This window comes from Schaalia odontolytica, from assembly GCF_005696695.1.
Lineage (GTDB): Bacteria > Actinomycetota > Actinomycetes > Actinomycetales > Actinomycetaceae > Pauljensenia > Pauljensenia odontolytica_C.
This window is the reverse complement of sequence record NZ_CP040006.1, coordinates 2,265,886-2,290,295: the sequence shown is the minus strand read 5'-3', so window position 1 is coordinate 2,290,295 and position 24,410 is coordinate 2,265,886. Positions and strand designations below refer to the sequence as shown.

General features: G+C 66.5%; 13 protein-coding genes. 10 read left to right on the top strand and 3 right to left on the bottom strand.

The window, feature by feature from the left end; genetic code table 11:
- The first annotated feature begins 251 nt into the window (after positions 1 to 251).
- From FBF35_RS10680 to FBF35_RS10125, 4 genes are all read left to right on the top strand, one after another.
- Positions 252 to 2,165: a hypothetical protein gene (locus tag FBF35_RS10680; RefSeq protein ID WP_157843478.1), complete on the top strand. Its 1,914-nt coding sequence runs from the start codon at positions 252 to 254 to the stop codon at positions 2,163 to 2,165.
- A 219-nt stretch (positions 2,166 to 2,384) separates the two neighbouring features.
- Positions 2,385 to 6,206 (top strand): S8 family serine peptidase, encoded by a 3,822-nt coding sequence (locus FBF35_RS10135; RefSeq protein ID WP_138134134.1) that lies wholly within the window; start codon positions 2,385 to 2,387, stop codon positions 6,204 to 6,206.
- A 196-nt stretch (positions 6,207 to 6,402) separates the two neighbouring features.
- Positions 6,403 to 10,227, top strand: coding sequence for a S8 family serine peptidase (locus FBF35_RS10130; protein WP_060565987.1), 3,825 nt, complete (start codon positions 6,403 to 6,405; stop codon positions 10,225 to 10,227).
- A 202-nt stretch (positions 10,228 to 10,429) separates the two neighbouring features.
- On the top strand, positions 10,430 to 10,894 hold the full coding sequence (locus FBF35_RS10125) for a hypothetical protein (protein WP_060565985.1): 465 nt from the start codon (positions 10,430 to 10,432) through the stop codon (positions 10,892 to 10,894).
- A gap of 65 nt (positions 10,895 to 10,959) precedes the next feature.
- On the opposite strand, the gene FBF35_RS10120 is transcribed toward FBF35_RS10125, so the two are convergent.
- Entirely contained in the window at positions 10,960 to 13,974 is a 3,015-nt protein-coding gene (locus FBF35_RS10120) for a lysylphosphatidylglycerol synthase transmembrane domain-containing protein (RefSeq protein WP_060565983.1), read from the bottom strand.
- A gap of 113 nt (positions 13,975 to 14,087) precedes the next feature.
- Between FBF35_RS10120 and FBF35_RS10115 the strand changes: the two genes are divergently transcribed.
- The 3 genes from FBF35_RS10115 (at position 14,088) to pheA (ending at position 18,100) form a co-directional block, all read left to right on the top strand.
- Entirely contained in the window at positions 14,088 to 14,714 is a 627-nt protein-coding gene (locus FBF35_RS10115) for a DedA family protein (RefSeq protein ID WP_051453529.1), read from the top strand.
- Positions 14,715 to 14,717: 3 nt separating this feature from the next.
- A complete protein-coding gene (locus FBF35_RS10110; protein ID WP_060565982.1) occupies positions 14,718 to 16,994 on the top strand; it encodes a DUF6541 family protein in 2,277 nt (758 codons plus the stop codon).
- A 98-nt stretch (positions 16,995 to 17,092) separates the two neighbouring features.
- Positions 17,093 to 18,100: a prephenate dehydratase gene (pheA, locus tag FBF35_RS10105; RefSeq protein WP_048670780.1), complete on the top strand. Its 1,008-nt coding sequence runs from the start codon at positions 17,093 to 17,095 to the stop codon at positions 18,098 to 18,100.
- Between the two features lie 640 nt (positions 18,101 to 18,740).
- Here the strand turns inward: pheA and FBF35_RS10100 are convergent.
- Positions 18,741 to 20,060: a diacylglycerol/lipid kinase family protein gene (locus tag FBF35_RS10100; RefSeq protein ID WP_060565981.1), complete on the bottom strand. Its 1,320-nt coding sequence runs from the start codon at positions 20,058 to 20,060 to the stop codon at positions 18,741 to 18,743.
- Between the two features lie 254 nt (positions 20,061 to 20,314).
- On the opposite strand from FBF35_RS10100, the gene serS reads away from it, so the two are divergent.
- Positions 20,315 to 21,592 (top strand): serine--tRNA ligase, encoded by a 1,278-nt coding sequence (gene serS, locus FBF35_RS10095; RefSeq protein ID WP_048670776.1) that lies wholly within the window; start codon positions 20,315 to 20,317, stop codon positions 21,590 to 21,592.
- Positions 21,589 to 22,506, top strand: a complete 918-nt coding sequence (locus tag FBF35_RS10090; protein WP_060565980.1) for an HAD hydrolase family protein — start codon at positions 21,589 to 21,591, stop codon at positions 22,504 to 22,506. Before serS ends, FBF35_RS10090 begins: the two co-directional genes overlap by 4 nt.
- Here the strand turns inward: FBF35_RS10090 and FBF35_RS10085 are convergent.
- Complete coding sequence (locus FBF35_RS10085; RefSeq protein WP_060565979.1) at positions 22,475 to 23,647, bottom strand: alpha/beta fold hydrolase; 1,173 nt, start codon at positions 23,645 to 23,647, stop codon at positions 22,475 to 22,477. The genes FBF35_RS10090 and FBF35_RS10085 overlap by 32 nt on opposite strands.
- A 127-nt stretch (positions 23,648 to 23,774) precedes the next feature.
- Here FBF35_RS10085 and FBF35_RS10080 point away from each other — a divergent pair, with 127 nt between their 5' ends.
- Entirely contained in the window at positions 23,775 to 24,374 is a 600-nt protein-coding gene (locus tag FBF35_RS10080) for a TetR/AcrR family transcriptional regulator (RefSeq protein ID WP_060565978.1), read from the top strand.
- The last annotated feature ends 36 nt before the right edge of the window (positions 24,375 to 24,410 follow it).

The window sequence follows — 24,410 nt, the reverse complement described above, 5'->3', positions numbered from 1 at the left end:
CTTTTAAGAGGGTTATCGGTGAACATGTGTGCTTTTGTCACGGAACGTATGTTCATTGGTCAGTGAATGTGTTGAAATCCTGCTGACAAGAGGGAGAAGGTTCCCCTCATTTCCCCTCGCAATGCCTTGTAGCTACTGAATGGTAAGTCAGTAAAGCATTGCTAGGTATCTGGTTTCGCAGTATCGTGCGAATTGCGAGCAGATAACCTAACCGCGCGGTATAGCTCGCCTGAATCAACATTGGAGTGAGCATGTCATACATATTTCACAGGGCGTGGATAGCGGCCCTGGCGACCGGCGCGATGGCAGCGTCCGGCGTCGCCTTCGGCGCTCCCGCCCTGGCAGCAACCCCCGCGCCCGACGCGGATGGTCCGATGATCTCCGACCTCGCCACCACCAGTGAAGGTATTGGCGGTCAGGTCACCTTCTCCGTCGTCGACAATCCCGGCCTGTCCAGCATCGACTTGCGCGATCCGGTCTCCGACGCGATCTTCTATCGCCGCGTCGTCGACTTCCCCGGCAACGTCACCGCTGACGGGAAGCATCACTACACGTTCACCATCAAGTTCTCCGATATCCAGGCCGCCTGGGCCAAGGCCGGCCACACCGATGCCCTGCCCGCGACCGTCAAGCTCGTCGCATGGGGCAGCGACGGCATGCCGTCCAAGCGTGCCGATGTCGCCATCGAACCGGTCGCGATGACTTCTCTCGACTTTGGTATCGAGTCAGGAAAACTCGATCTGTACGTTGGCCAGCAGACGAACATTGGCGTCACGCACATGCCGGAAAATGCCAACATGACGAAGGTCAATTGGTCCGGCGACGACATTGACGTCCTCAATGTCGATGAGAAGTCAGGCCTCGTGACTGCCCAGAAGGAAGGCTGCTCGGATGTTAGGGCTGTCGCCGACTACATGGATCCGAAGGTCTTCGACCCAGTGATGGCCAGTGTCCAGGTCTGCGTCAGCGAGCTGGGCAAGGACGAGATTGTGCTCAATCACCTCCGCGTGGACATCGAGGAGGGTGAGACTGTTACCCTCAAGCCGTTGCTTCCCGAGAAGTTTAAGGATGCCACCCTGTCCTGGAGCCTGGAGTACGGTGGCGCGGTCATCCTGAAGGTGGCCGAGGATGGCAAGAGTGCGATGATCACCGGCGGCAACGTTGTTGATTGGGATCAGGTGAACCTGACCGCCACCCTGCCCGATGGAACCGCGGCAACGACGACGACAATCGCCGTTGTGAAGGCTGTGAAGCAGGACGTGAAGGCACCTGCTCCGTGGGTTGAGCCTGCTCCGCAGCCCGAGCCTGCTCCGGATCCCCAGCCTGCGCCTGATCCCCAGCCTGCTCCGGATCCGCAGCCCCAGCCGGATCCCCAGCCCGCTCCGGATCCGCAGCCTGCTCCCGACCCGCAGCCTGCTCCGGATCCCCAGCCTCAGCCGGATCCTCAGCCTGCACCCAACCCGCAGCCTGCGCCGGATCCTCAGCCTCAGCCCGACCCCCAGCCCGCACCCGACCCCCAGCCTGCACCCGATCCGCAACCCGCTCCCGCCCCGACGGGCACCTGGATGATGGACTCGGTCGGCTGGTGGTACCGCAACGCTGACGGCACCTACCCGACGAACACCTCGATGATGGTCGACGGACGCACGTACCGCTTCGATGGACGCGGCTACATGCGCACCGGCTGGGTCATGGACGGCGGAGCCTGGTACTACCACGACGCCTCTGGTGCTCAGCTCACCGGCTGGCAGATGGTCCGCGGTAGCTGGTACTACCTGGGTGACAACGGCCTGATGCGTACCGGCTGGGTCATGGTCGACGGCACCTGGTACTACCTGCACGGCTCCGGTGCGATGGCCACCGGCTGGATCAACCTGGGCGGCACGTGGTTCTACCTGCATGGCTCGGGCGCGATGCTCAGCGGTTGGCAGATGATCGGCGGCTCCTGGTACTACCTGGGCTCGGATGGCGCCATGCGTACCGGCTGGGTCATGGTCGACGGAACCTGGTACTACCTGCACGGCTCGGGCGCGATGGCCACCGGCTGGCTCAACCTGGGTGGCGCCTGGTACTACCTGTCTCCCTCGGGAGCAATGGTGACCGGCACGCAGATGATCAACGGCCGTATGTACACCTTCGACGCCTCGGGTATGTGGATGCCGTGATCTGATATCCGCCTACCACCAGGCAATACGCCGGGCCCGGGAACGCAACACTGCGCTCCCGGGCCCGGTCGTGTTAGACGCTTCAGCTGCGCTAACGTATCGATAAGCAAGATGTTGATTGTCAGGTAGGCCACATGAGGTATGTTGTGAGGAGACGGCTGGTACGCCGACGTACCGGGTGCCACCGGCACTCCGTCCCCAACATATCGGAGAAAGCTTATGTCAACGAAGAAACCGGCTGCCCTCCTCGCCTTCGTCGGCGCGTGCGCGCTCGCGGTGACTGGGCCGGCCGCCCTGGCCTCGCCCATGCCCCCGGGGCCCACCGGAACGCACGATGGTGCAGCAACCTCCCTGCCCGTGGGCGACATCGACACGGCGCTGACCTCGAAGAGCGGACAGTCCGCGCCCTCCTCGACCGACGCAGAGGTGGACCCGGCGCGCGTCGTCAGCGTCATTGTCCAGCTCGAGGATGGCGCGTCCCGCGAGGGTGCGATCAGTGAGATCAACGAGGCCGTGTCCGCCCTCTACCCGGGAACGCAGGCCCAGGTGGAGCGCGAGTACGACAACGTCATGTCGGGCTTCGCCCTCAAGGCACCCGTCGGTGCGCTCGACGCGATCCGCCGTGCTCCGGGCGTACGCGCCGCGTTCCTCGAGCGCGAGGGGCGCGTCAGTGATGTGGCCACGCCCGATGCCGAGGGTGGCATCGAGTCCTCGCAGACCGGCGGGCAGGACCCCGCCAACCTGAGCGCCCATCTCATGATGCACATCGACCAGGTCGCCCAGAAGGGCGAAGGAAAGGTCATCGCCGTCATCGACACGGGCGTCGACATGACGCATCCGGCATTCACTGGTGAGCTCGCGGGAACGCCCCCGCTCACCCCGCAGAAGGTAGCCGCGATGACCTCGCAGCTGGGTGAGGGCAAGACTGGCGTCTACGTCTCGCAGAAGTTCCCCTTCGCCTACGACTACGCGGACGGCGACAACGACGCGTCGCCGTCGAAGACCCCGTATGCTTCCCACGGGACGCATGTCGCCGGCATCGCCGCAGGTAACGCCGATAAGATCGTCGGCACCGCTCCGAACACCCAGGTGATCGTTGCGAAGGTGACGCGCAGCGAGGACGACGCGCTGCTGGACTCGGCGCTGCTCGCCTCCCTCGATGACATGCTCGTCCTGCATCCCGACGTCATCAACCTGTCGCTCGGCTGGACGGCCGGCATGGATAGCGAGGCCGACTCGGTGTACGCGACCGTGTACAAGAAGCTGCAGGAAGCGGGCATCACCGTCAACGCGGCCTCGGGCAACGCCTTCTCCACCGGGTACGGCAACAACTCCGGCAAGGGCCTGCCCTACGCCTCGGACCCCGACTCCTCGGTCATGGACGAGCCGGCCACGTATTCCTCGGTGGTTGCCGTCGCCTCGGTCGAAAACGCCCTGCTTCGCAACGCCTTCACCGTCAATGGGAAAGACATCGGATACCAGCGCGCTCGCGGCCTGAACGGTGAGAAGGTCGCCTTCTTCTCCGACCTGCCCGCCGGCACCTACGAGTACGTCGACGCCGGGTTCGCCTCCGAGGAGGACGCCGCCGCGCTCAAGGCGAAGTACCCGGACGGCCTCGCCGGCAAGATTGCGCTCGTCTCCCGCGGCAACATGACCTACCAGAAGAAGGTCGAGAACCTCTACGACCTCAAGCCCGCCGGAATCGTCGTCTACAACAACGTGTCGGTCGGATCCCTCATCGCCATGAATCTGACGACGCAGGACATGCCCGCCGCGTTCATCTCCCAGGCCGACGGCCAGGCCATGCTGGACGCCCCCGAGCACACGCTTTCGATCGCCGAGGGCCAGGTCCTGCCGCAGTCCACCGTCTACGAGGCGTCAGAATTCTCCGCGTGGGGCGTGTCCCCGGACCTGCGCCTCAAGCCCGAGATCGCGGCGCCCGGTGGCGAGGTTTTCTCGTCGATCCCGGACGGTGCGTACGAGCAGTCCTCCGGCACGTCGATGGCCACGCCTCAGATGGCGGGCGTCAGCACGATCGTCCTCCAGCGTGTCCAGTCTGATCCGCTGTTTGCGTCGATGAGTGCGCGCCAGAAGGCTGATGTGGTTCAGAACCTCATCATGGGTACTGCCCGTCCGCTGACGGATGCGGCCCAGACGACGGGAGCGCTGTACTCGCCGCGTAAGCAGGGTGCGGGACTCGTCGATGCCCTGGCTGCCACGACCTCGTCCGTGTACCCGACCGTGGTCGGCGCGCCCGAGCAGTCCCGGCCCAAGGCGGACCTGGGGGATGGCACGAAGGGGTGGCACTTCGACGTCACGCTGGACAACCTGTCGGGTGTTCCGGCCACCTATGAGCTGAGCTCGCAGGCCCTCTCCGAGATCGTCGACGGCGGCTTCTTCACGCAGCATTCCTCCGATTGGCGAGGCAAGGGCGTGGAGATCACGTACTCGGGTGCCGCATCCGCGTCCGCTGAGGGCGCGACTGTCACCGTTCCCGCGAGCGGCGAGGCCACCGTCGGTATCGACATCACGCCCGGCAGCGAGTTCGCCTCCTACGTCGCGGACAATGCGCCCAACGGGACGTTCCTCGACGGTTTCGTGCGCTTCGCGTCGAAGACCGCGTCTCAGCCCGACCTCGCCGTGCCCTACCTGGGCTTCTACGGCGACTGGGGCAAGGCCCCCATCTTCGATGCCCTCGCCTCGGACGGCGGCGCACACACACGGGCCTCGGCCATCGTCAACGGCAAGACCGGCGACTCCCTCGGCTACAACCCTCTCGTTAAGGCGGCCGACCGTACAGGAAAGCCCAACCCGCAGCGCTACGTGATCTCCCGGTCCGAGGCCTCGGGTGCCCCCACGGTCCTGGAGCCGCGCACGGGCACACTGCGCAGCGTCCACTCGCTGACCAGTACCTACACGAACGAGGCAGGGGAGACGGTCTTCTCGGTGACCAACCATCGGAACTGGAAGTCCCTCTACCAGACGAGCAGCGAGGAGAACACCTGGGTCGAGGCCTACCACGAGTCCACGGTCTTCGACGCGAATGCCGAGCCCTTCGCGCAGCTGCCCGACGGCACGTACACGCTGCGGATTGCCGCGTCCAACGACGGCCCGTCGCGCGCCGAGCAGTCGATCTCCTACAAGTTCCGCCTCGACACCACCGCGCCCGTCATCTCCGAGGTGACGTACGCCGGAGAAGGGCCCGACATGGTTGTGTCCTTCGATGTGACCGACGATTCTCCGCTGGCGGCGATCGACCTACACGATCCCGCCGATGGCCTGTGGTTCTACCGCCACGTCTTCACCGAGAGTGAGGGCAGCGTCGGCCCCGACGGTCGGTACATGTACCACGTCGAGATCCCATTGATGGCGATCTCTCAGGCGTGGAGCGACCAGGGTGGCTCCGGTGCACCTCCTGCCTACCCCTACGTCCTCGCGTGGGATTACGGACTGAACCACTCCGAGCCGGTGACCCTCGACCTGCCCTTCTACTCCAGCAACCAGACGGCCTCGTGCAAGGATCCGGTGGGCGGCCACTGGATCAGTGGGCCGAGGTCCTGGCGGTACGAGTGCGCTGACGGGAGGGCGTACCTCTCGGGAGGCTGGTTCACGATTGGTGGCAGGGACTACCAGTTCAGCCCCTCCGGTTACATGATGACCGGTTTCGTCAAGCGCCCCAGCGGTGAGTGGATGTACGTGGATTCCGATGGCGTTCCCGTCGGCGGGTGGGTCCTCGACGACGTGTACGGTGGCCCCTACTGGTACTACCTGGATCCGGCCACCAAGATCATGAAGACCGGGTGGCTCGCCGACGGCGGCTCGTGGTACTACCTGCACGGCAACGGCGTGATGGCGATTGGCTGGGTGCGCGACGGCGGCTCCTGGTACTACCTGAGCGCCTCGGGCAAGATGGCGACCGGCTGGGTGAAGGACGGGGGCACCTGGTACTACCTGGGACCCGATGGTGCGATGTTCATGGGCACGCACGTGATCAACGGACGCACCTACGTCTTTGGCGACAGCGGCGCGTGGGTCGGCTGACCTGAGTGCTTGCCCAGCGACGACGAGGCCCGGGAGGGCGTCTCACCCGGCCCGGGCCTTGTTCGTCGTCGCACTGCCCTGCTGTCCGACGTGCTGCGCAATGATGTGTCGCAGCGCTGTTCTCACATAACGACCAATAGGTGCGCGTTCGCTTCGTGCCTCTCGAGGTCCCCATTCACATTTTGGAGTTACGCACATGACAACGAAGAAACCAGCGGCGTTCCTCGCGCTGGCTGGCACCGCCGCTCTGGTGGTTGCCGGCCCCGCGACCCTCGCATCCCCGCCAATCCCGGCGGATACCCGACCCGACGCGGGCGCCACGGCCTCGTCCCTGCCCGTCGGTGACGTCGATACCGCGCTCACCTCGAAGAGCGGGGAGACCACCCAGGACGCTCAGGCACCGACGACCGACGAGGTCGACCCTGCCGCCCTCGTCACGATCGTCGTCCAGCTCGACGACGGCGCCGACCGCGCGGCAGCCCTCGCCTCGATCAACGAGGCCGTGGCCGCGGCATTCCCCGGCTCTTCCGCCCAGGTGGAGCGCGAGTACGACAAGGCCATGCAGGGCTTCGCGCTCAGCGCCCCCGCCGGCTCCCTCGACGCGATCCGCGCGGTGAGCGGCGTCAAGGCCGCCTTCCTCGATCGCGAGACCCATGTCGATGGTGTCGATGATCAGGTCGCCGGAGAGGGCGCGACGAACTCCTCGCGCATCTCCACCCAGAACCCCGACAACCTCAGCGCCCAGCTGATGATGCACGCCGACCAGATCACCCAAAAGGGTAATGGCAAGGTCGTCGCCATCATCGACACGGGCGTGGACATGACCCACCCAGCGTTCGCGGGTGCCCTGCACGGGACCCCCGGGCTTTCCGAGGACAAGGTTGAGTCCCTGACCCCCCAGCTGGGCGACGGCAAGACCGGCAGCTACGTGTCGGAAAAGTTCCCCTTCGCCTACGACTACGCGGATAACGACCCGGACGCCTCGCCGACCGGCAAAGCCGGATCGCACGGCACGCACGTCGCCGGCATCACCGCGGGCAACGCGGGCGAAATCGTGGGCATCGCCCCCGACGCGCAGATCATCGTCGCCAAGGTCGCCAAGAGTACCAGCGGCGGCATCCCGGACTCGGCGCTGCTCGCCGCCCTCGACGACATGGTCGTCCTGCGCCCCGACGTCGTGAACCTGTCCCTCGGACAGACCGGCGGCATGGATAACGAGGCCGACTCCATGTACGCGACCGTGTTCAAGAGCCTCCAGGACGCTGGCGTCACCGTGAACGCGGCCGCCGGCAACGAGTACACGGCCGGATACGGCAACCTCTCCGGCAAGAACCTGCCCTTCGCCTCGGACCCCGACTCCTCCGTCCTGTGCGAACCGGCGTCCTACTCCTCCGTCGTGTCCGTGGCCTCGGTCGACAACTCGCTGTCGCACAGCGCCTTCACCGTCGGCGACCGCGATATCGCCTACCAGCGCGCCGGCGGCGCCGACGGCCAGAAGATGCCCGACCTGTCCGACCTGACAGGCGGCCCGTTCGAGTACGTCGACGGCGGCATCGGTTCGCCCGAGGATGGCGCCGCGCTCAAGGCCAAGTACCCCGAGGGCCTCGCGGGCAAGATCGTGCTGGTCAAGCGCGGTACTCTCACCTTCCAGGACAAGTTCAACAATGTCGCAGGCTCCAAGCCCGCCGGCTTCATCGTGTACAACAACGTGCCCGGTGACTCGCTCGTGGTCATGAGCCTGGCGACGGACGGCGTGCCTGCCGCGTTCATCTCGCAGGCCGACGGCGAGGCCATGTTGGCCGCCGCTGACCACCACCTGAGCGTCGCCCCCGGCAAGGTCGTGGCCCCGAGTTCGAAGTACTCCATGTCGAGCTTCTCCTCGTGGGGCGTCACCCCGGACCTGCGCCTCAAGCCCGAGGTCAGCGCCCCCGGAGGCAACATCTACTCGGCCGTGCCCGGTGGCACCTACGAGTTCATGTCCGGCACATCGATGGCGACCCCGCAGATGGCGGGCGTGAGCGCCGTCGTCCTGCAGCGCGTCCAGAACGATCCGCTGTTCGCCTCGATGAGCGCGCGCGAGAAGATTGACGTCGTCCAGAACCTCATCATGGGCACGGCGTCTCCCGTCGTCGACCCCCTCCAGGACACTGGCGCCCCGTACTCCCCACGCAAGCAGGGCTCTGGACTGACGAACGTCCTGGCGGCCACGACCTCGTCCGTGTACCCGACCGTGGTCGGCGCCCCCGAGCAGTCTCGCCCCAAGGCGGACCTGGGGGACGGCACAACGGGCTGGCACTTTGACGTCACACTGCACAACCTGTCCGGCACCGAGGCCTCCTACGAGCTGAGCTCCCAGGCGCTGTCGGAGATCGTTGAGGGCGGGTTCTTCACCGGCAAGTCCGCCGATTGGCGAGGCAAGGGCGTGGATATCGCCTACTCCGGTGCGGCCGTGAGCGGCACCGATGAGGGCGCGATCATCACCGTTCCCGCGAACGGCGAGGCGACCGTGGGTGTGGACGTCAAGCCCGGCGCCGACTTCGATGCCTCCGTCGCGCAGAACACGCCCAACGGCACCTTCCTCGACGGCTTCGTGCGCTTCACCTCGAAGACCGCGTCCCAGCCCAACCTGACCGTGCCCTACCTGGGCTTCTACGGCAACTGGGGCAAGGCGCCCATCTTCGACGCCCTAGCCTCCGAGGACGGCGCCCACACGCTCGCTTCCTGGGTCTACAACGGCAACACGGGCCAGCAGCTGGGATACAACCCCCTGGTCAAGGATGCTGATCGTATCGGTCTGCCCACCTCGAGCAAGAACGTCATCTCTCGCTCGGACGCCTCGGGTGCTCCCACGGTCCTGGAGCCGCGCACGGGCACGCTGCGCAGCGTCCACACGATCAACGCCGCGTACACGAACGCCGCAGGAGAGACGATCGCGTCCTTCATGCGCTACCAGAACTGGAAGTCCGCGCTGGATTCGTCCGGAAGGATGACGTGGGTCGAGCGGGGACATGAGCCGCTGGCTCTTGATTCGAGCGCCGACGAGTACAAGAATCTTCCCGACGGTGTGTACAAGCTGACGCTGTCCGCGCACAACGACGGCCCCTCGCAGACCGAGCAGTCAATCTCATACGAGTTCCGCCTCGACACCACCGCCCCCGTCGTCTCCGCAGTGACGTACAGCGGGGAGGGTCCTGACACGGTCGTGTCCTTTGACGTCACCGACGCGTCCCCGCTGGCCGCGTTCGACCTGCATGACCCGGCCGACGGCCTGTGGTTCTACCGCCACGTGTTCGCGGACAACGAAGGAACGGTCGGGGCTGACGGAACCTACACGTACCACGTCGAGGTTCCCATGTCGGCCATCTCGCAGGGGTGGGCCGATCAGGGTGGCTCCGGCGAGGTCATCGCCCACCCCTACGTGCTCGCATGGGATTACGGCCTCAACCACTCCAAGGCCGCGACCCTTGACCTGCCGTCGGATAACCCGGGCGTGTGCATCACGGCTGACGGCGGCCACTGGGCGAAGGACTTGTTTGGCTGGTGGTACCAGTGCGCGAATGGGAAGGAGTACCTCAAGAACGGCTGGTTCACGATTGGCGGCAGGGACTACCGTTTCGACTCCGACGGGTACATGATGACCGGCTGGCTCCGGCGCGATGACGGTGCGTGGGTGTACGCAAATTCCGAGGGCGCCCTGGTTGGCGGCTGGGTGTTCGACGAGAGCTTCGGCGGTGCTTACTGGTACTACCTGGATCCGGCCACGAAGGTCATGAAGACCGGGTGGGTCGCCGACGGTGGCTCCTGGTACTACCTCACCGGTAGTGGCGCGATGGCCACCGGATGGGTGCGCGATGGCGGCTCCTGGTACTACCTGAAGGATTCGGGCGCGATGCACACCGGATGGTTGAACCTCGACGGTACCTGGTACTACCTGGGACCCGATGGGGCAATGTTCACCGGCACTCACGTGATCAACGGACGCACCTACGTGTTCGACGCGAACGGAGTCTGGGTGCACTGATGCGCGTCTCTTCTGAATCGGTAATTCGATGATTCACGAGGCCGGGGCCCGGGAACGCTCACTGCGAGCGCTCCCGGGCCCCTTCTCATGCGCGCCCATGGGTGTCTGCATGCACGTACTAACGCCGCAACGTCGATGGCCGCTGGGGTATGTTGGAGGCGTCAGCGCGACGGTGCATGCCCACAGCAAGGAGCAGATAACCATGAAGAAACCAGCCGTTTTCCTGGCCGGGGTGGGCACGTGCGCGCTTGCGGTCGCCAGCTGTTCTACCGCGACGTCGCCGACACCCGCGTCGCAGTCCGCCGCTCCCGTGGACTCCGCCCAGTCTGCGCCGGGTGCCACGGCCTCGCCGACGGTCAACCCCGACACCGCACTGACGTCCAAGAACGGGCGCAGCGGCCCGAGCGCGCAGTCCGGCCAGGACTCCGATAGCTCCGTCGTCGTCATCGTCCAGCTCGCGGAAGGCGCCGACGGAGAAACCATCCTCGCCTCGATCAACGAGGCCGTGGCCGGCGCTTTCCCGGGCGCCTCCGTGTCCGTGGAACGCGAGTATCGCAACGCCCTGCGCGGCTACGCGCTGCGCGTGCCCGCCGGGTCGATTGACGTCATTCGAGCGGTGAGCGGCGTCCAGGCGGCATACCCGGACGGCAACAACAGCCTCCAGTAAAGCAACATCCGGCTGCCTCGCGCCGGGACGCGTGACAGCCGGATGTGGATGCGCTCAGAGGGAACCTAGATCATGTCCTTCTTCTCCATGTACTTCATGGCCAACCAGCCGAACGGGATGCGGCCGTAGAAGGTGACGAGACGGTAGAGCAGAGCCGTCGCGATGGCGACCGACGAGGAGATGCCCGCGACCGTCAGGCCCGAGGTGAGGGCCGTTTCAACAGTACCGATACCGCCCGGCGAGGGGATGAAGGAGCCGGCCGCGTTCGCCGTCAGGTAGGTGATCGACACTGTGGAGAAGTTGAGCGAACCGCCCATGGCGAGCAGGGCCGTCCAGAACGAGCCCACGTAGCCGATGTTCATCAGCAGGTTGCCGCCCACGACCGCGGCGAGGCGACGGGGCTGGCCGATGATCCACAGGAGGCGCGGGTAGACCTGCTGCCAGGTCGGCTGAATCTTCGACCAGATCCAGCGTCGCACCTTTGGCACGGCGACGATGATGCCGACCGCGACCATGACGACCGCGACGACACCCAGGATGGTGCCGTAGGGGACCGACACGGACAGTGACGATCCGGCGATCACCATGACGAGGAGTAGTAGGACGATCGTGATGAGCGCCTGCGAAATCTGCATGAGAGTCACCGTCGTCACCGCCATGGCGGTCGGGACGCGGCGCTTGCGCAGGTAGCGCAGGTTGAGAGCCGCGGGTCCTACGCCGGCGGGTGCCACGATCGTAATGATCGAGGCAGCGACCTGGGCGATGAGCGTCTCACGTAGGCTCAGCTTCTCGGGCGACAGGGCAACAAGCGGGACCGCGGAACCGACCCAGATGAGGCAGGCGAGCACGGCGGAAGCGAGCATCCACCACAGGTTCGCGCTCTTGACCGTGGTCACGATGTCGTTGAAGTTCAGCGAACCGACGACGATGAAGACGGCGATGAACGCCACCGCGATCGTGAAGATCGTGCGCGGACGGAAACGCTGCAGGTCAGCGGTGGGCGCGGTCTCGGCCTCGGAGTCTCCCACGAGGGCGGCACGCAGCTCGCCCAGCAGGTCGGAACGGCGCAGGCGCTGATTGATCTCCGCAGGAAGGACAGGCTTCTGGATGACGGGGGCGCACGCGATCAGCGTCTCCTCACCGACGCAGCGTCGGCCGGCCTCGAGCGCGCGCTCGGGGCCCACGGCCAACGCGGTCAGGACCAGCATCTGCGCGATGTCGATGGACTGGTTCAGCTCGGTGGTCGCGACCTCGCCGGAATCCCAGTCCAGCAGCCACACGTCCGAGGACGAGTCGACGACCACGGCCTCGGGGGTGAGAGCGCGGTGCGAGATGCCGCGCGAGTGCGCGAAGTGCAGCTGCTCCCACGCGCGGTCCAGGACCTCGTCCGATGCGTCCTCGCCGAGCTCCGTGAGCGGAGTCGTGGGGGGCAGGGCGGACATGACCAGGATGATCGAGTCGGAGGCCGAGGCGATGCCGATCGGCTCCTGGGTGAACACGCCGGCGCGCAGCGCCTGCAGCGTCGTGAAGGAGGAACGCTCGGCCTGAGCCTTGAGCGAGGGCGACACCCAGCGGCTGATGCCGCGCAGGCGCAGGTTGTTCCACATCTCGAGGAGGGTGCCGGTCAGTTCCTGGCCGGGGTCCATGGCGATGATCTCGTAGGCGAGGCCCGTGTCGCTCCACGCCTGGTAGTGGCGGTGATGGTCTTGGGTCGGGCGGCGCGTCACCGTGACGCCCATGTCGCCCAGGTCGGCGGGCATCTGGGTGAGGCGGCCGCGCGAGTTCTCAGCGACGGCCCACGTAGCCAGGGGCTCGTCGGTCGTGTCGAGGTCGGTGCGCACGATCCGCGAGGGCGTAATCCCGATGTTGAGGAGCGCCTCGACGAGTTTGGCGCCCTTCGCCCGCTGGTCGTCGTAGCCCATGATCCACCGCGAACCCGAGCCGAAAGCGCGGCCCAAGAAGACGGAGATGAAAGCGACGGGCAGGGTCATGGACGAGCGCAGCACGCCGAGGATGAGAATGATCCACAGGCCCGTCCATCCCCACTTGATGGCCTTCATCGACTGGGCCTCGCCGGCGGAGGTGAACAGCGCGCACAGGGTGACGATGACCAGGTTGATGGCGATTGCGATGCCGGTCTGGGAGCCCTGCGTGGCAAGTGCGCGGTCCACGCTCAACGGCGCAGTCAGTTCGGAGGGCAGCAGGCCCGTCAGCAGGATGATGATCCAGCCGCCGACCGCGGCCACGAGGCTCGTCACGAGGACCTGGATGATCGCCTGGAGGCGTTTGCGCAGCGCGAGCGAGACGATCACGAGGATCGGCGTGGTCAAAATGATGAGGCCCTCGGTGATGCTCACCGGCAGGATGAGGATCTGGCGGACGAGCTGGAAGCTCAGGACATCCATGGTGACGCCGCGCGTGGTCGCGCTGGCCAGCGCTCCGATCGTCCAGATAAAGAGAATCGCGATGAGGGAGATGACGACGTCGACGAGGTCTTCGCGGCGGCGGCGAACGGGCAGGATGCGGTCAGCGATGTAGACGGGGCGGGGCAGGCGCATGCGGCGCACGGGCAGGTTTGCGGCGATTTCGTCGGTAGCCGGGGGCGCGGCGGATTCAATGTCCGCGTCCTTGTCGCCGCTGCTGGCCTCTGCCTCGGTCTCCGTGGTGGCCTCTGGCGCGCTGGCCTCGGCCTCATCGGTGGGTTCCTCGGGGATGGCGGCGGCGTTATCGGCCGTGGGCGCGGGCGGGGGAAGCAGGGGATCCGCTGCACTCTCGTCATTTGACGACGAGGCCTGGGCGCTCTGGTCGGCGTCCGCGTGGCTGGGAGGAATGCTGGGCGGCATGGCTACGGGCGCGGTCGTCGTGTCCGGCGTGACGACGGGCTCCATGACCTCGGTGCGCGCTTCCGAGGAGGGGACCTCCAGGGGCGGGGGAGCCTGCGGGGGTGCCCCGGCCTCGTCGATCATCCCCATGAGGGCATCCACCCCGGATGTCGAGGGGTCGGCGGAGGAATCGGGGACGAAGAGGATGTTCGTGTCCCCGACCGGAGAACCGTCGTGTGAATCCTTGCGCTTCCTCATGCCGCCTATCCTATAATCGCGGTCAACAAAGGTAGGGTTAGGGTGATACATTCCCGGCAGAAAAGGGCCCTATCGTGACCTGGTCGACACTCGTGACCGCATCAGATCCGTCGATGCTGCACACCGTTATCGAGTGGTTTAAAAATCCCGAGACTTTGCTCGTCGCCATGGGGCCGTGGGTGCTGTGGGGAACGATGCTCATCGTCCTCATCGAGTCGGGTGTCCTGTTCCCGGTGCTGCCCGGTGAATCCCTGCTGTTCACCGCCGGCCTGCTCCATGATCGCCTCGGCCTGCACCTGCCGACGCTCATCCTCCTCGTCGTCGTCGCGGCCTTCATCGGAGCGCAGATCGGCTACTTCCTGGGCGCCAAGTGGGGGCGTCGCTTCTTCAAGCCCGACGCTCGCATCCTCAAGACCGCGCACCTGGAGAAGGCGGAGCACTACTTCACGAACTACGGTGGCCGCTCGCTGGTCATCGGACGATTCATCCCCTTCGTGCGCACCTTCATTCCGATCGCAGCGGGCATGGCCCGCTACCCCTACCCGAAGTTCCTGGCCTTCAACACGCTGGGTGCCATCGTGTGGGGCGCGGGCTTCATCCTCGTCGGCGCGCTCCTGGGCAACGTGCCCTTCGTGCACGACAACCTGACGCTCATCCTCGGCGTCATCATCCTCGCGTCGGTCCTGCCCGTCATCATTGAGATCGTGGGCAAGCGCCGCGCCGCTTCCGACAAGGAGTAATCCATGCTGGCCTGGTGGATGCTGCTCCCGACCCTGCTGGCCATGATGGTCGCCCTGGTACTGCCGGGCTTCATGTGGCTGCGGGCGGGAGGTCGTTCGTCGCTCGTCGCGATCGGTGCGGCACCCGCGTTCACCTTTGGCCTGATCACGATCCTGTCGGTCGCTTACCCGGCGCTCGATATCGAGTGGGAGCCCTCGACGGCGCTGCCGATCCTCGGCATGAGCGCCCTGGGAGGCGCCGGCGCGTGGAGCCTGAGCTTCTTCCGCCGCAGCAACGACGGATTCTCCCTGCGGGGAGTTCCCCTGCGCGAGGCGATCGGCGTGCGCAAGCCGATCGGCGGACGCCAGGCCGCGATCCGCGCGGCCACGTGGGGAGCGATCCTCGTGGGATTCATCCTCGCGGCGCTGCCCCTCGTGATGGGCGCTGCCCCAGCGAACCCTGTCCAGCAGTGGGATCCGACGTTCCATCAGAACGGCGTGCACGCGATCCTGTACGGCAAGAACGCCAGTCCCTTCGGCGGCCTCCACGAGCTGTACGGCGGCCGCAACGTCTACTATCCGACGGGCTGGCACGCCTTCGTCTCGCTGTTCGCGCGCTACGACTCGGTCGTCCAGGCCTCGAACGTGTCCTCGCTGGCGCTCATGGCCGTGTGGGTCATCGGACTGGCGGCCCTCGTCTCGGTCCTGACCGCCTCGCGCACCGCGATCATGTCGGCACCCATCATCGGCGGCATGCTGCTCAATATGCCCGCCGACGCACTCACTATGTACAACCAGTGGCCCAACTCGACGGGCACCGCCCTGGTGCCGGGCCTGGCGGCCATTGCGATCGTCGCGGGGCGCAGGCTGGTCGCCGACCTGCGTGCGGGTGATGGGATGCGTGCTTTCCTGCGCCGTATCCCGCAGGCGGTGTTCCTCCTCATCGGTGCCATCGGCCTCGTCGGCGCGCACCCGAGCGCAGCCTTCTCGATCCTCGCGTTCCTGATCGCGCCGCTCCTCGCCTCCATCGCGTCCCTCGCACGACGCGCCTACGGTCGCGGTGGACGAGGCCAGCTCGTCGCCCTCGCGTGGGCTGCCCTCGCGCTTGTCGTCATCGCCGCGCCGCTCCTCGCGCTGTCGTCGTCAAAGATCCGGGCCATGGGCAGCTACCGGCGCGACGGCAGTAACTGGGGCGAAGCCTTCATGCACGCCTTCCTGCCCTACCCGCCCTTCTCGAACACATCCGGCAACATTCAGTGGACGATCGTCCAGTTCATTCTCCTGATCGTCGGCATTGCGGCGACCGCGCGCCTCTACTTGCTGTTCCGTCGCAGGGACCCCCTCGAGCGTGCTGCCGAGCGCGCTGGTCTCACCGATGATGCGGACGTGGACGCGGAGGAGGGCACCCTGGCCTCGGCCCAAGAGATCGAGGAGTCCGAAGAGGAGGCGCAGCCCCTGCCGTGCTGGCCGCTGGCCTCCTACGCGGTCCTCGCGGCTCTCACCGGCCTGGCGTATTCGCCTAACTCGGCGCTGCGCACGTACCTGCTGGCCCCCTGGTACAAGGACGCCCGCCGCATCATGGGCGTCGAAGACATCGCGCTGACGATCCTCATGGCGGTCGGCGTCGCCGCCATCGTTCGCCTTATTCACACCGTCTGGACGAGGTCGCTGCAGCGGATCCTCGCCGAACGCGGAGCCGACGACAACATTGAGGCGCCGCGCTGGCCAATCCAATTCGCTGTCGGCCTGCTCGTGCTGGTCCTGTCCAGCTTTGGTGCCATCGACGCGCGAAACGCGGCGGTCGCCCAGGTGTACGATCCGAATCGCCTGGGCAAGCCGGGTATGGCCACGATTGGCGAGCTCGCCATGCTGCGCCGCATGCCGTACACGACCGCCCCCGACGCGCTCATTTTGGGCGACCCGATCGCGGGCGCGGCGTACTCCGAGATGATCGGCGGTCGTAAGGCGGTATTCCCGCAGCTGAACACCGCTAACAAGGATGTGGCCTCGCAGAAGATCCTCATCCAGCGTTTCCACGACATCGCGACCGATCCCGAGGTGTGCGAGGTCGTGCGCAGGCTCGGCATCACCCACTTCTACGAAGAGGAAGACGGCGCCTACTACAACTTCATGCGATCCTCCCGTCACCCCGGCCTCTACAACGTGGACACGTCCACCGGCTTCGAGCTGGTCGACGCGGGCGGCACCGCGAAGCTGTGGAAGATCACCGCGTGCGGCGACGTGACGCCGGGCGGCGGACGCGAGGCCTTCGCGACCGGCGTGACCGGCTCCCGCGACTGACGCTCGCCCGGCCTCGGAACCCGCGCGATTGGCCACAATGCGCCCCGTCCTCGAAACGAGGCCGCGCCACTCCCTTCGCTCTCGTTACCCTTGACACCATGACGACGAACATTCCCGGCCCCGCGCCCCTCGGTGACAAGCTTCGTATCGCCTTCCTCGGCCCGTTCGGCACGTTTACCGAGCAGGCTGTCCACCAGGTCGCTCCCGCCGGCGCGATCCTCATGCCGATGACGAGCGCCCCGCAGGCGCTCGCGGCCGTGCGTCGCGGCGAGGCCGACCGTGCCGTCGTCCCGATCGAAAACTCCATCGAGGGCGGCGTCAACGCGACGCTCGATTCGCTCTCGCACGGCGACCCCCTCGTCATCGTCGCCGAGATGCACGTGCACGTTGTCTTCCAGCTGGCTGTCCTGCCGGGCACGCGCCCCGAGGATATTCGCCGTATCGGCACCCACCCGCACGCGTGGGCGCAGTGCCGCGGCTGGGTCGAGGAGACCTTCCCCGGCGCGATCCACGTGCCCGCCACGTCGACGGCCGCCGCCGCCGAGCTCCTCTCGGACGGAGACGCGTCCTTCGATGCCGCCCTGTGCAACGCGGTCTCGGTCAACACCTACGGCCTGGAGGCCCTGTTCACCGACGTCGCCGACAACCCGGGCGCGATCACCCGCTTCGTGCTGGTGGCCCGCCCCGGCGTGGTGCCTCCTCCGACCGGTGCGGATAAGACGACCATCCAGGTCGCCCTGCCGGTCAACGAGTCGGGCGCTCTGCTGACCCTCCTCGAGCAGTTCTCGGCGCGCGGCGTCGACCTGTCCCGCATCGAGTCTCGCCCGAGCGGCGACGGCCTCGGCAATTACACGTTCAGCATCGACATCGTTGGCCACATCCGCGAGGAGCGCGTTCAGGCAGCCCTCGTCGGCCTGCACCGTTACTCGCCGGATGTTCGCTTCATGGGTTCCTACCCGCGCGTCGATGGCGTGCGCGCGTCGGTTGCCCCTGGCACGACGGACGAGGCCTTCCGTGCGGGTCGCGCGTGGGTCGCGGACCTGCTGCACGGCGGGGATGGAACGGGCGAGGCTGCGGGCAACGCCCCGTCCTGGCCGCTGGCCTGACGCCCGCGTTGCCGCGCTGAGTCAATAGGCGTCGCCCCGGTAGGGATAAGCCGGGTCACGGCATCTCCTGCTCCAACGAACTGCCACCCGAGCTGTATTGGGCAGGTCTGCACCAGTTAGGGAGCATTGCACCAGTGAGGGGGTGTTACACCACCTCCGAGCTGGTGTAATACCCCGCTAAGTGGTGTAACACCACTTAGTAACAAGGCAGATCGTGGAGATGTGCAGTGGGTTGGTGTTGGAGATGTGCGAGCCTTAGCCTCGAGGCTCCGCATCGAGGTGTCACTAGATACCTGCTCGAGGTGCAACGAGAAACCTAGCATCCCATCGTCGGGATTCAACCCGTTAGGGAAGATTCAACCTGATCGGGAACATTCCACCCGATCAGAAGGGGTTGAATCTTCCTGATCGGGTGTAACACCTCATCGGTAACAAGCGTCGTCGTGGAATTTGTCGCCGACAGTGCCTCCTGTCGGCGTTCAATGGGCGCAGACTCTGCAGTACTGCACTAGATGCGGGAGCAATGCACTAGTTGTGGGGGCATTGCACTGCCTGATATCTGGTGCAATGCCGCGCTAAGTAGTGCACTGCTACTCAGCGACAAGCTCGTGCGCGGCGCGCGTCGCGTAAGGAAGCGAGCTCAGCCGGGCAGCAGCTCCATCCACGTGCGCTCCACGGGCACGGCGATGTCGAGGGCGCCCGCCTGCATGCGAATGTGCATGGTGTGGGCGAGGCCGATCGCGTCGCCATCCACCTGGCACACCTGGGCCTGTTCGGCCGTGACGGACGCTCCCTTCGCCTGGCGGAACGCGACCTTGCCGGTCGATACGGGCAGGTTGATGGGGCGCAGGCCGATGAGCTGGCCGAGCATCTTCCAGGTCACGTCCGCCCAGCCGAGTAGGCCGGCGTGCGCGTCGACCGCGATGACGTCGATGAGGCCGTCCGACAGCTCCGCGTCGGGCGCGAGGACCAGCATCTTCATCTCTCCGGCGTTCGCGAACATGACGGACCGGGCTTCGACGCGGGTGATCTCATCCGCGGGTGAGCGCAGGGGTTCCGGGCTCTCCGAGGCGGCCTCGTCCAGGGCTTCTCCCGCGATTTGGTCGCCGACGCCGAGGGGGTCTGCCACTCGAGCGGCGGGGGAGCGCAGGGTCAGGCGCGCCTTCATGCGCGGAACGCCCATCGCGCCCAGGCCGGCCCACACGTAGGCGATCCATCCGATGCGCTTCTTCAGTTCGGGGTTCGTGTCCGCCATCGTTGCGCCGTCGTAGCCCATGCCCGCGACGACGAGGCACGCGTACTCGTCCGCGCGCGGCTCCATCGACGAGGCCGGGGCGCCCTGGTCCGCAGCGCTGGCTTCGGGGTGTAGCGCGGTGCGTGCGGCGAGGCGCAGTCCGCCCTCGGCGGGCTGAGTGGACTCCTGGGTGACGTCTTCGACGCGTACCCACGCCAGGTCGACGGCGCGGTGGTTGCGGTCGAGCGCGACGGCGAGGGCCTCTTCGGGGTCATCGGGGACGGAGAGGTTTCCGGCCAGGACGTTGCCGGTGCCCACGGGGATGATGCCCATGCGGACGCCGGATCCTGCCATGCCGGCTGCGACGGCGCGCACGGTCCCGTCTCCGCCTGCGGCGATCACGACGGTGGCGCCTTCCTCGAGGGCACGCACGGCCTGCCCGGTGCCCGGGTCTTCGCGGGTGGTTTCACGCCAGTGCACGTGGTCGATGCCGAGTTCCTTGGCCTTGCGGTTGATGCGGTCCTTGAAGGCCTGTGGATTCTCGTGCTTGGAGGGATTCATGATGATCCAGGGACGCGGCCGTCCGCGCGTCGGGTCGTCCACCGACGCGGGGACGTCGAGGGCCTTGCGGCGACGATGCCGGCGGGTGATGGCGGTTGCCAGACGCGCGACTCCGATGGCTCCGGCTCCGGCGGAGGCTGCGAGTGCCCAGTAAATTGCGTCCATATGCCTAGCGTATCCCGCTTTATGCCTGTGGACGGGTTGTGAAGTGGCTTTTCGTTGCACTTCGTGTCATCAGAGACGAGCTGACGTGTGCTTGCCGTCATGTTGTCCACACGGTTATGCACCAAAGGTGGATAACTTTCAGGGTTTTGAAGACCCTAGGGATGTAGTTTGTGCATAACCCTGACCTGCCGTGTTGAATTCAAAGTCGGGTCGGTAGGGGACACAGCGCGCCCACCTGGCATAGGATGGGAGGCATGATTGATGTGCGTGCCCTGCGTGAAAACCCCGAACCCGCCCGCGCCTCCCAGCGTGCCCGCGGAGCGAACCCCGGCCTCGTCGATGAGATCATCGCGGCCGATGCCGCCCGCCGCGAGGCCCTGCAGGCTTTCGAGACGCTGCGAGCCACCCAAAAAGAGGTCTCCAAGTCCGTGGGCCGCGCCTCCAAGGAGGAGCGGCCGGCGATCCTGGCTCAGGCCAAGGAGCTTGCCGAGCAGGTGAAGGCCGCTGAGGCCGCCGCGAACGCCGCCGACGCCGAGGCCGACCGCCTCGCGCGCCTCCTGCCCAACCTGGTCGTCGACGGCGTGCCCGTCGGTGGCGAGGACGACTTCGTGGTTCTGCGCCACGAGGGCCCCGCGCCCCGCGACTTCGCGGCCGAGGGTTTCGAGCCCCAGGACCACCTCGCGCTCGGCGAGGGCCTGGACGCGATCGACACCAAGCGCGGCGCGAAGGTTTCCGGCGCGCGCTTCTACTACCTCAAGGGCATCGGCGCCCGCCTCGAGCTGGCCCTCATGACGATGGCCATGGACCAGGCGCTCGCCAATGGCTTCGTCCCGATGATGACCCCGACCCTCGTGACCCCGCAGGTCATGGGTGGCACCGGCTTCCTCAACGAGCACTCCGACGAGATCTACTACCTGCCCGCCGACGACCTGTACCTGACGGGCACGTCCGAGGTGGCCCTCGCCGGCTACCACGCCGACGAGATCCTCGACCTGTCGGATGGCCCCAAGCGCTACATGGGCTGGTCCACCTGCTACCGCCGCGAGGCCGGCTCCGCGGGCAAGGACACGCGCGGCATCATTCGCGTCCACCAGTTCAACAAGGCCGAGATGTTCAGCTACTGCCGCCCCGAGGACGCCGCCGAGGAGCACCAGCGCTTCCTCGCGTGGGAAGAGGAGATGCTCGCCAAGGTCGAGCTGCCCTACCGCGTCATTGACACGGCCGCCGGCGACCTGGGAACCTCCGCCGCCCGCAAGTTCGACTGCGAGGCGTGGCTGCCCACCCAGGAGCGCTACATGGAGGTCACCTCGACCTCGAACTGCACGACGTTCCAGGCGCGCCGCCTCGGCATTCGCGAGCGTCGCGAGGACGGCATGACCGCGGTCGCCACCCTCAACGGCACCCTGGCCACGACCCGCTGGATCGTCGCCTTCCTGGAGAATCACCAGCAGGCGGACGGCTCGATTTACGTGCCCGAGGCCCTGCGTCCCTACCTGGGTGGACTCGAGGTTCTGAGCCCGGTCGCTCGATGAGCCAAGAGCGCTTCCTGACGGTCCCCTCCACCGGGGAAGTCGCTCGCCCCTTCGAGGATCTTCTCGACGAGGCCTCGGCCGCCCTGCCCGCCGACTTTCCGACGTCGGCGGGCCAGGTCCTGGTCGCGCTCGACATCGACGGCACGATCCTCACCCCCGCGGGGGCGACTCCGCGCGTGCTCGAGGGGATCCACGGCCTCGCCGCCGCGGGTGCCCAGGTGCTCATCGCCTCGGGCCGCGCGCTCGAGGGCGTGATTCCCGTTCTCGATGCCCTGGAGTTCACGGACGGGTGGGCGCTGTGCAATAACGGCGCGACCCTCGTGCGCGTGAGCGGCGGGGCGTGCGAGATCGTCGAGGAGCGCACCTTCGTGCCCGGTCCGATCCTGGAGGAGATCGCCGCGGCCGTGCCCGGCTCGGTGTTCGCATCGATGCCGCACCCCGACATCCTGCTGTCCGCTCCCTTCCCGAACAACGAGATCGAGGGGAGCGATCATCGCATCGTGTCGATGGAGGAGCTTGCCTCCACGCCCACGCCGAAGATCGTCGTGCGCGCCGCCGACATGGATCGCGAGGAGTTCGATCGGATCCTGTCGTCCCTGGACGTGTCACGCACGCACGAGGTGTTCGTCGGCTGGACGTCCTGGGCGGACATCGAGCCCCTCGGCGTGACCAAGGCCAGTGGCCTGGAGTCTCTCCGTCAGCGTCTCGGACTTCCCGCGTGCGGGACCGTCGCCGTTGGTGACGGAACGAACGACATTGCGATGATCGAGTGGGCGGCTTTCGGCGTCGCCATGGGTGGGGCCTCCGACGAGGTGCGCGCCCACGCCGACCATGTGACGGCCGCCGTCGAAAACGATGGCGCCGCCGCGGTCATGCACGGCATCATGCGCCGCTGCGGGGTTGCGGCCCGCTGAGCCAGTCGCCCATGATCGCGAAGGCGCGGTCAAGGTCCCCGATCTGGCAGTGCTGCGCCATATCCGGGTCCTGCGCGTCATGGAACGCGCGTACCTCCAGCGACTTAGCGTTTCTCAGGGCGCAGCGCACGTCGCCCAGGCGCTCGAAGGGCACGTATTGATCCGCGTCCCCGGCGAGGACGAGGCATGGCTGGGTGATGCGCCCCTCGAAAGCTTCCATCGTGTAGTCGCCGAAGGCTCGCAGCACCTGGCTGGGCCGGCGCAGTCCCGTGAGGTGCCGCGCCTGCTGGAGCTTCCATGACAGGTCCGCGCTGAGTCGCGAGGCCATCCCCAGCGCGGCATCGATGAGCCGCGCGGGCCGCGGGTTCTCGATAAGCGCGTTCGCGATGGGGCGCAGAGGACGAGGCAGTGGCACCGTCAGGCCGTCAAGGAGCCGATACATCATGTCGAAGGCGATCACGTGCGTGATGCGCGGGCAGTGGGCGGCCGCGCGCGTGACAAGGTAGCCGCCAAAGGAGACGCCGAGCGCGGCCGCGCTGGTCACCCCGAAGTAATCCAAGACCGCCTCCGTCGGGTGCTCCCACTCGGGCTCGAGGGGCATGCCCGCTGCCGCCGTGTGCCCCTGACCGGGACCGTCGAAGGTGATGATGTCGAAGGGGCGGGCCGGGAAGTGGGACGCGAAGTCGATGATTTCCTCCGCGTACCCGTCGAAGCCGTTCATCATGACGAGCGTGGTCGGGGTGCCCGACGGTGCCTGAGCTTGGTCCGCCGGGTCCGCCTCCCAGCGCATCGCGGTGAGCTCCCCGCCGCGATAGGGGACCGAGTGCCGGGTGAGCGCGAGGCCTCGGTGGGCCTCGTCGAAAGTGCGTGACATTGCGTCGATGAAGCGATGCTTGCGGGGGTCGTCGGCCCCGAGGTAGAAGGCAGCGAGCTCGTAGAGGCGCCACGCGGCATCCGCATCCCCTTGCTTTTCGAAGCGCTCGGCGAGGTGCTGGGCCAGCGTCGTGATCTGCGTCGTCGTCCGCAGGCGGGGGAGTGTGGTGGCTGCGATCTTGTCTATGCCAGGGCGGTCGAGGATCGGTACGAAGGTCCGGTTGAGCTGGAGGTTGAATTGGCGATTGCCGGTGTACTCGGTGAACATGCATCGACCGTATCGCCGCTGAGCGTGCGGCGGGGCGCACAATAGCAAACGGAGTGTTGGATACCGGACGGTGCGACCGCTATGCGTAGGATAAGCATATTGATAGTGGAAAAATGATCGGAGAGACATGTTCCTGCGGAGTGCGGATAAGCACGGGCGTGAGGCTGAGAAGAACCTGGATCTGCGGATCCGGAAGACGCGTCGGGCGATCCGCTCGGGCCTCGTCAAGGCGTGCCAGGCAAAGCTCTACGCGCACGTGAGCGTCACCGACATCTGCGCCGCCTCGATGGTCTCGCGCACGACCTTTTACGACCACTACACCGACAAGGACGCGCTCCTGGCTGAGGTCGTGTCCTTCCTCCTCGAGGAGATCACCCCTGCCCTCGAGGGCCTATGGTTCGGCGAGGGACGCGACGCCCGCGCCATCGCCCGACACCTCGCCGACGTGTATTCGCGCAATGGACAGGCCCTGACAACCCTGCTGGCAATCCGCGTGGGCGGCGAGGGGGATCTGCATGAGCAGCTTTATCGCACGTGCTGTTCGGTATTTACCGATTGGGCGCGTGGTCGCATGGATGACGAGGTGCTCCCGCTGGCCGCGGATGTCTACGCGTCCGTCGTCATGACCTTCATCGAGCGCAGCGCCACCAAGCCACTCACCGACAAGGAACTCGCCGCCATCGACCGCGCGCGTGAGCTCTTCATCGAGGGCTTTGGTGCTGAGTAATTCGGCACCTTGTACTGTTGAGATTTGATACGTTGC

Bases quoted from the DNA above. Each gene is read 5' to 3' on its own strand.
- FBF35_RS10680 (WP_157843478.1), top strand. From the start codon at position 252: ATGTCATACATATTTCACAGGGCGTGGATAGCGGCCCTGGCGACCGGC.
- FBF35_RS10135 (WP_138134134.1), top strand. From the start codon at position 2,385: ATGTCAACGAAGAAACCGGCTGCCCTCCTCGCCTTCGTCGGCGCGTGC.
- FBF35_RS10130 (WP_060565987.1), top strand. From the start codon at position 6,403: ATGACAACGAAGAAACCAGCGGCGTTCCTCGCGCTGGCTGGCACCGCC.
- FBF35_RS10125 (WP_060565985.1), top strand. From the start codon at position 10,430: ATGAAGAAACCAGCCGTTTTCCTGGCCGGGGTGGGCACGTGCGCGCTT.
- FBF35_RS10120 (WP_060565983.1), bottom strand. From the start codon at position 13,974: ATGAGGAAGCGCAAGGATTCACACGACGGTTCTCCGGTCGGGGACACG.
- FBF35_RS10115 (WP_051453529.1), top strand. From the start codon at position 14,088: ATGCTGCACACCGTTATCGAGTGGTTTAAAAATCCCGAGACTTTGCTC.
- FBF35_RS10110 (WP_060565982.1), top strand. From the start codon at position 14,718: ATGCTGGCCTGGTGGATGCTGCTCCCGACCCTGCTGGCCATGATGGTC.
- pheA (WP_048670780.1), top strand. From the start codon at position 17,093: ATGACGACGAACATTCCCGGCCCCGCGCCCCTCGGTGACAAGCTTCGT.
- FBF35_RS10100 (WP_060565981.1), bottom strand. From the start codon at position 20,060: ATGGACGCAATTTACTGGGCACTCGCAGCCTCCGCCGGAGCCGGAGCC.
- serS (WP_048670776.1), top strand. From the start codon at position 20,315: ATGATTGATGTGCGTGCCCTGCGTGAAAACCCCGAACCCGCCCGCGCC.
- FBF35_RS10090 (WP_060565980.1), top strand. From the start codon at position 21,589: ATGAGCCAAGAGCGCTTCCTGACGGTCCCCTCCACCGGGGAAGTCGCT.
- FBF35_RS10085 (WP_060565979.1), bottom strand. From the start codon at position 23,647: ATGTTCACCGAGTACACCGGCAATCGCCAATTCAACCTCCAGCTCAAC.
- FBF35_RS10080 (WP_060565978.1), top strand. From the start codon at position 23,775: ATGTTCCTGCGGAGTGCGGATAAGCACGGGCGTGAGGCTGAGAAGAAC.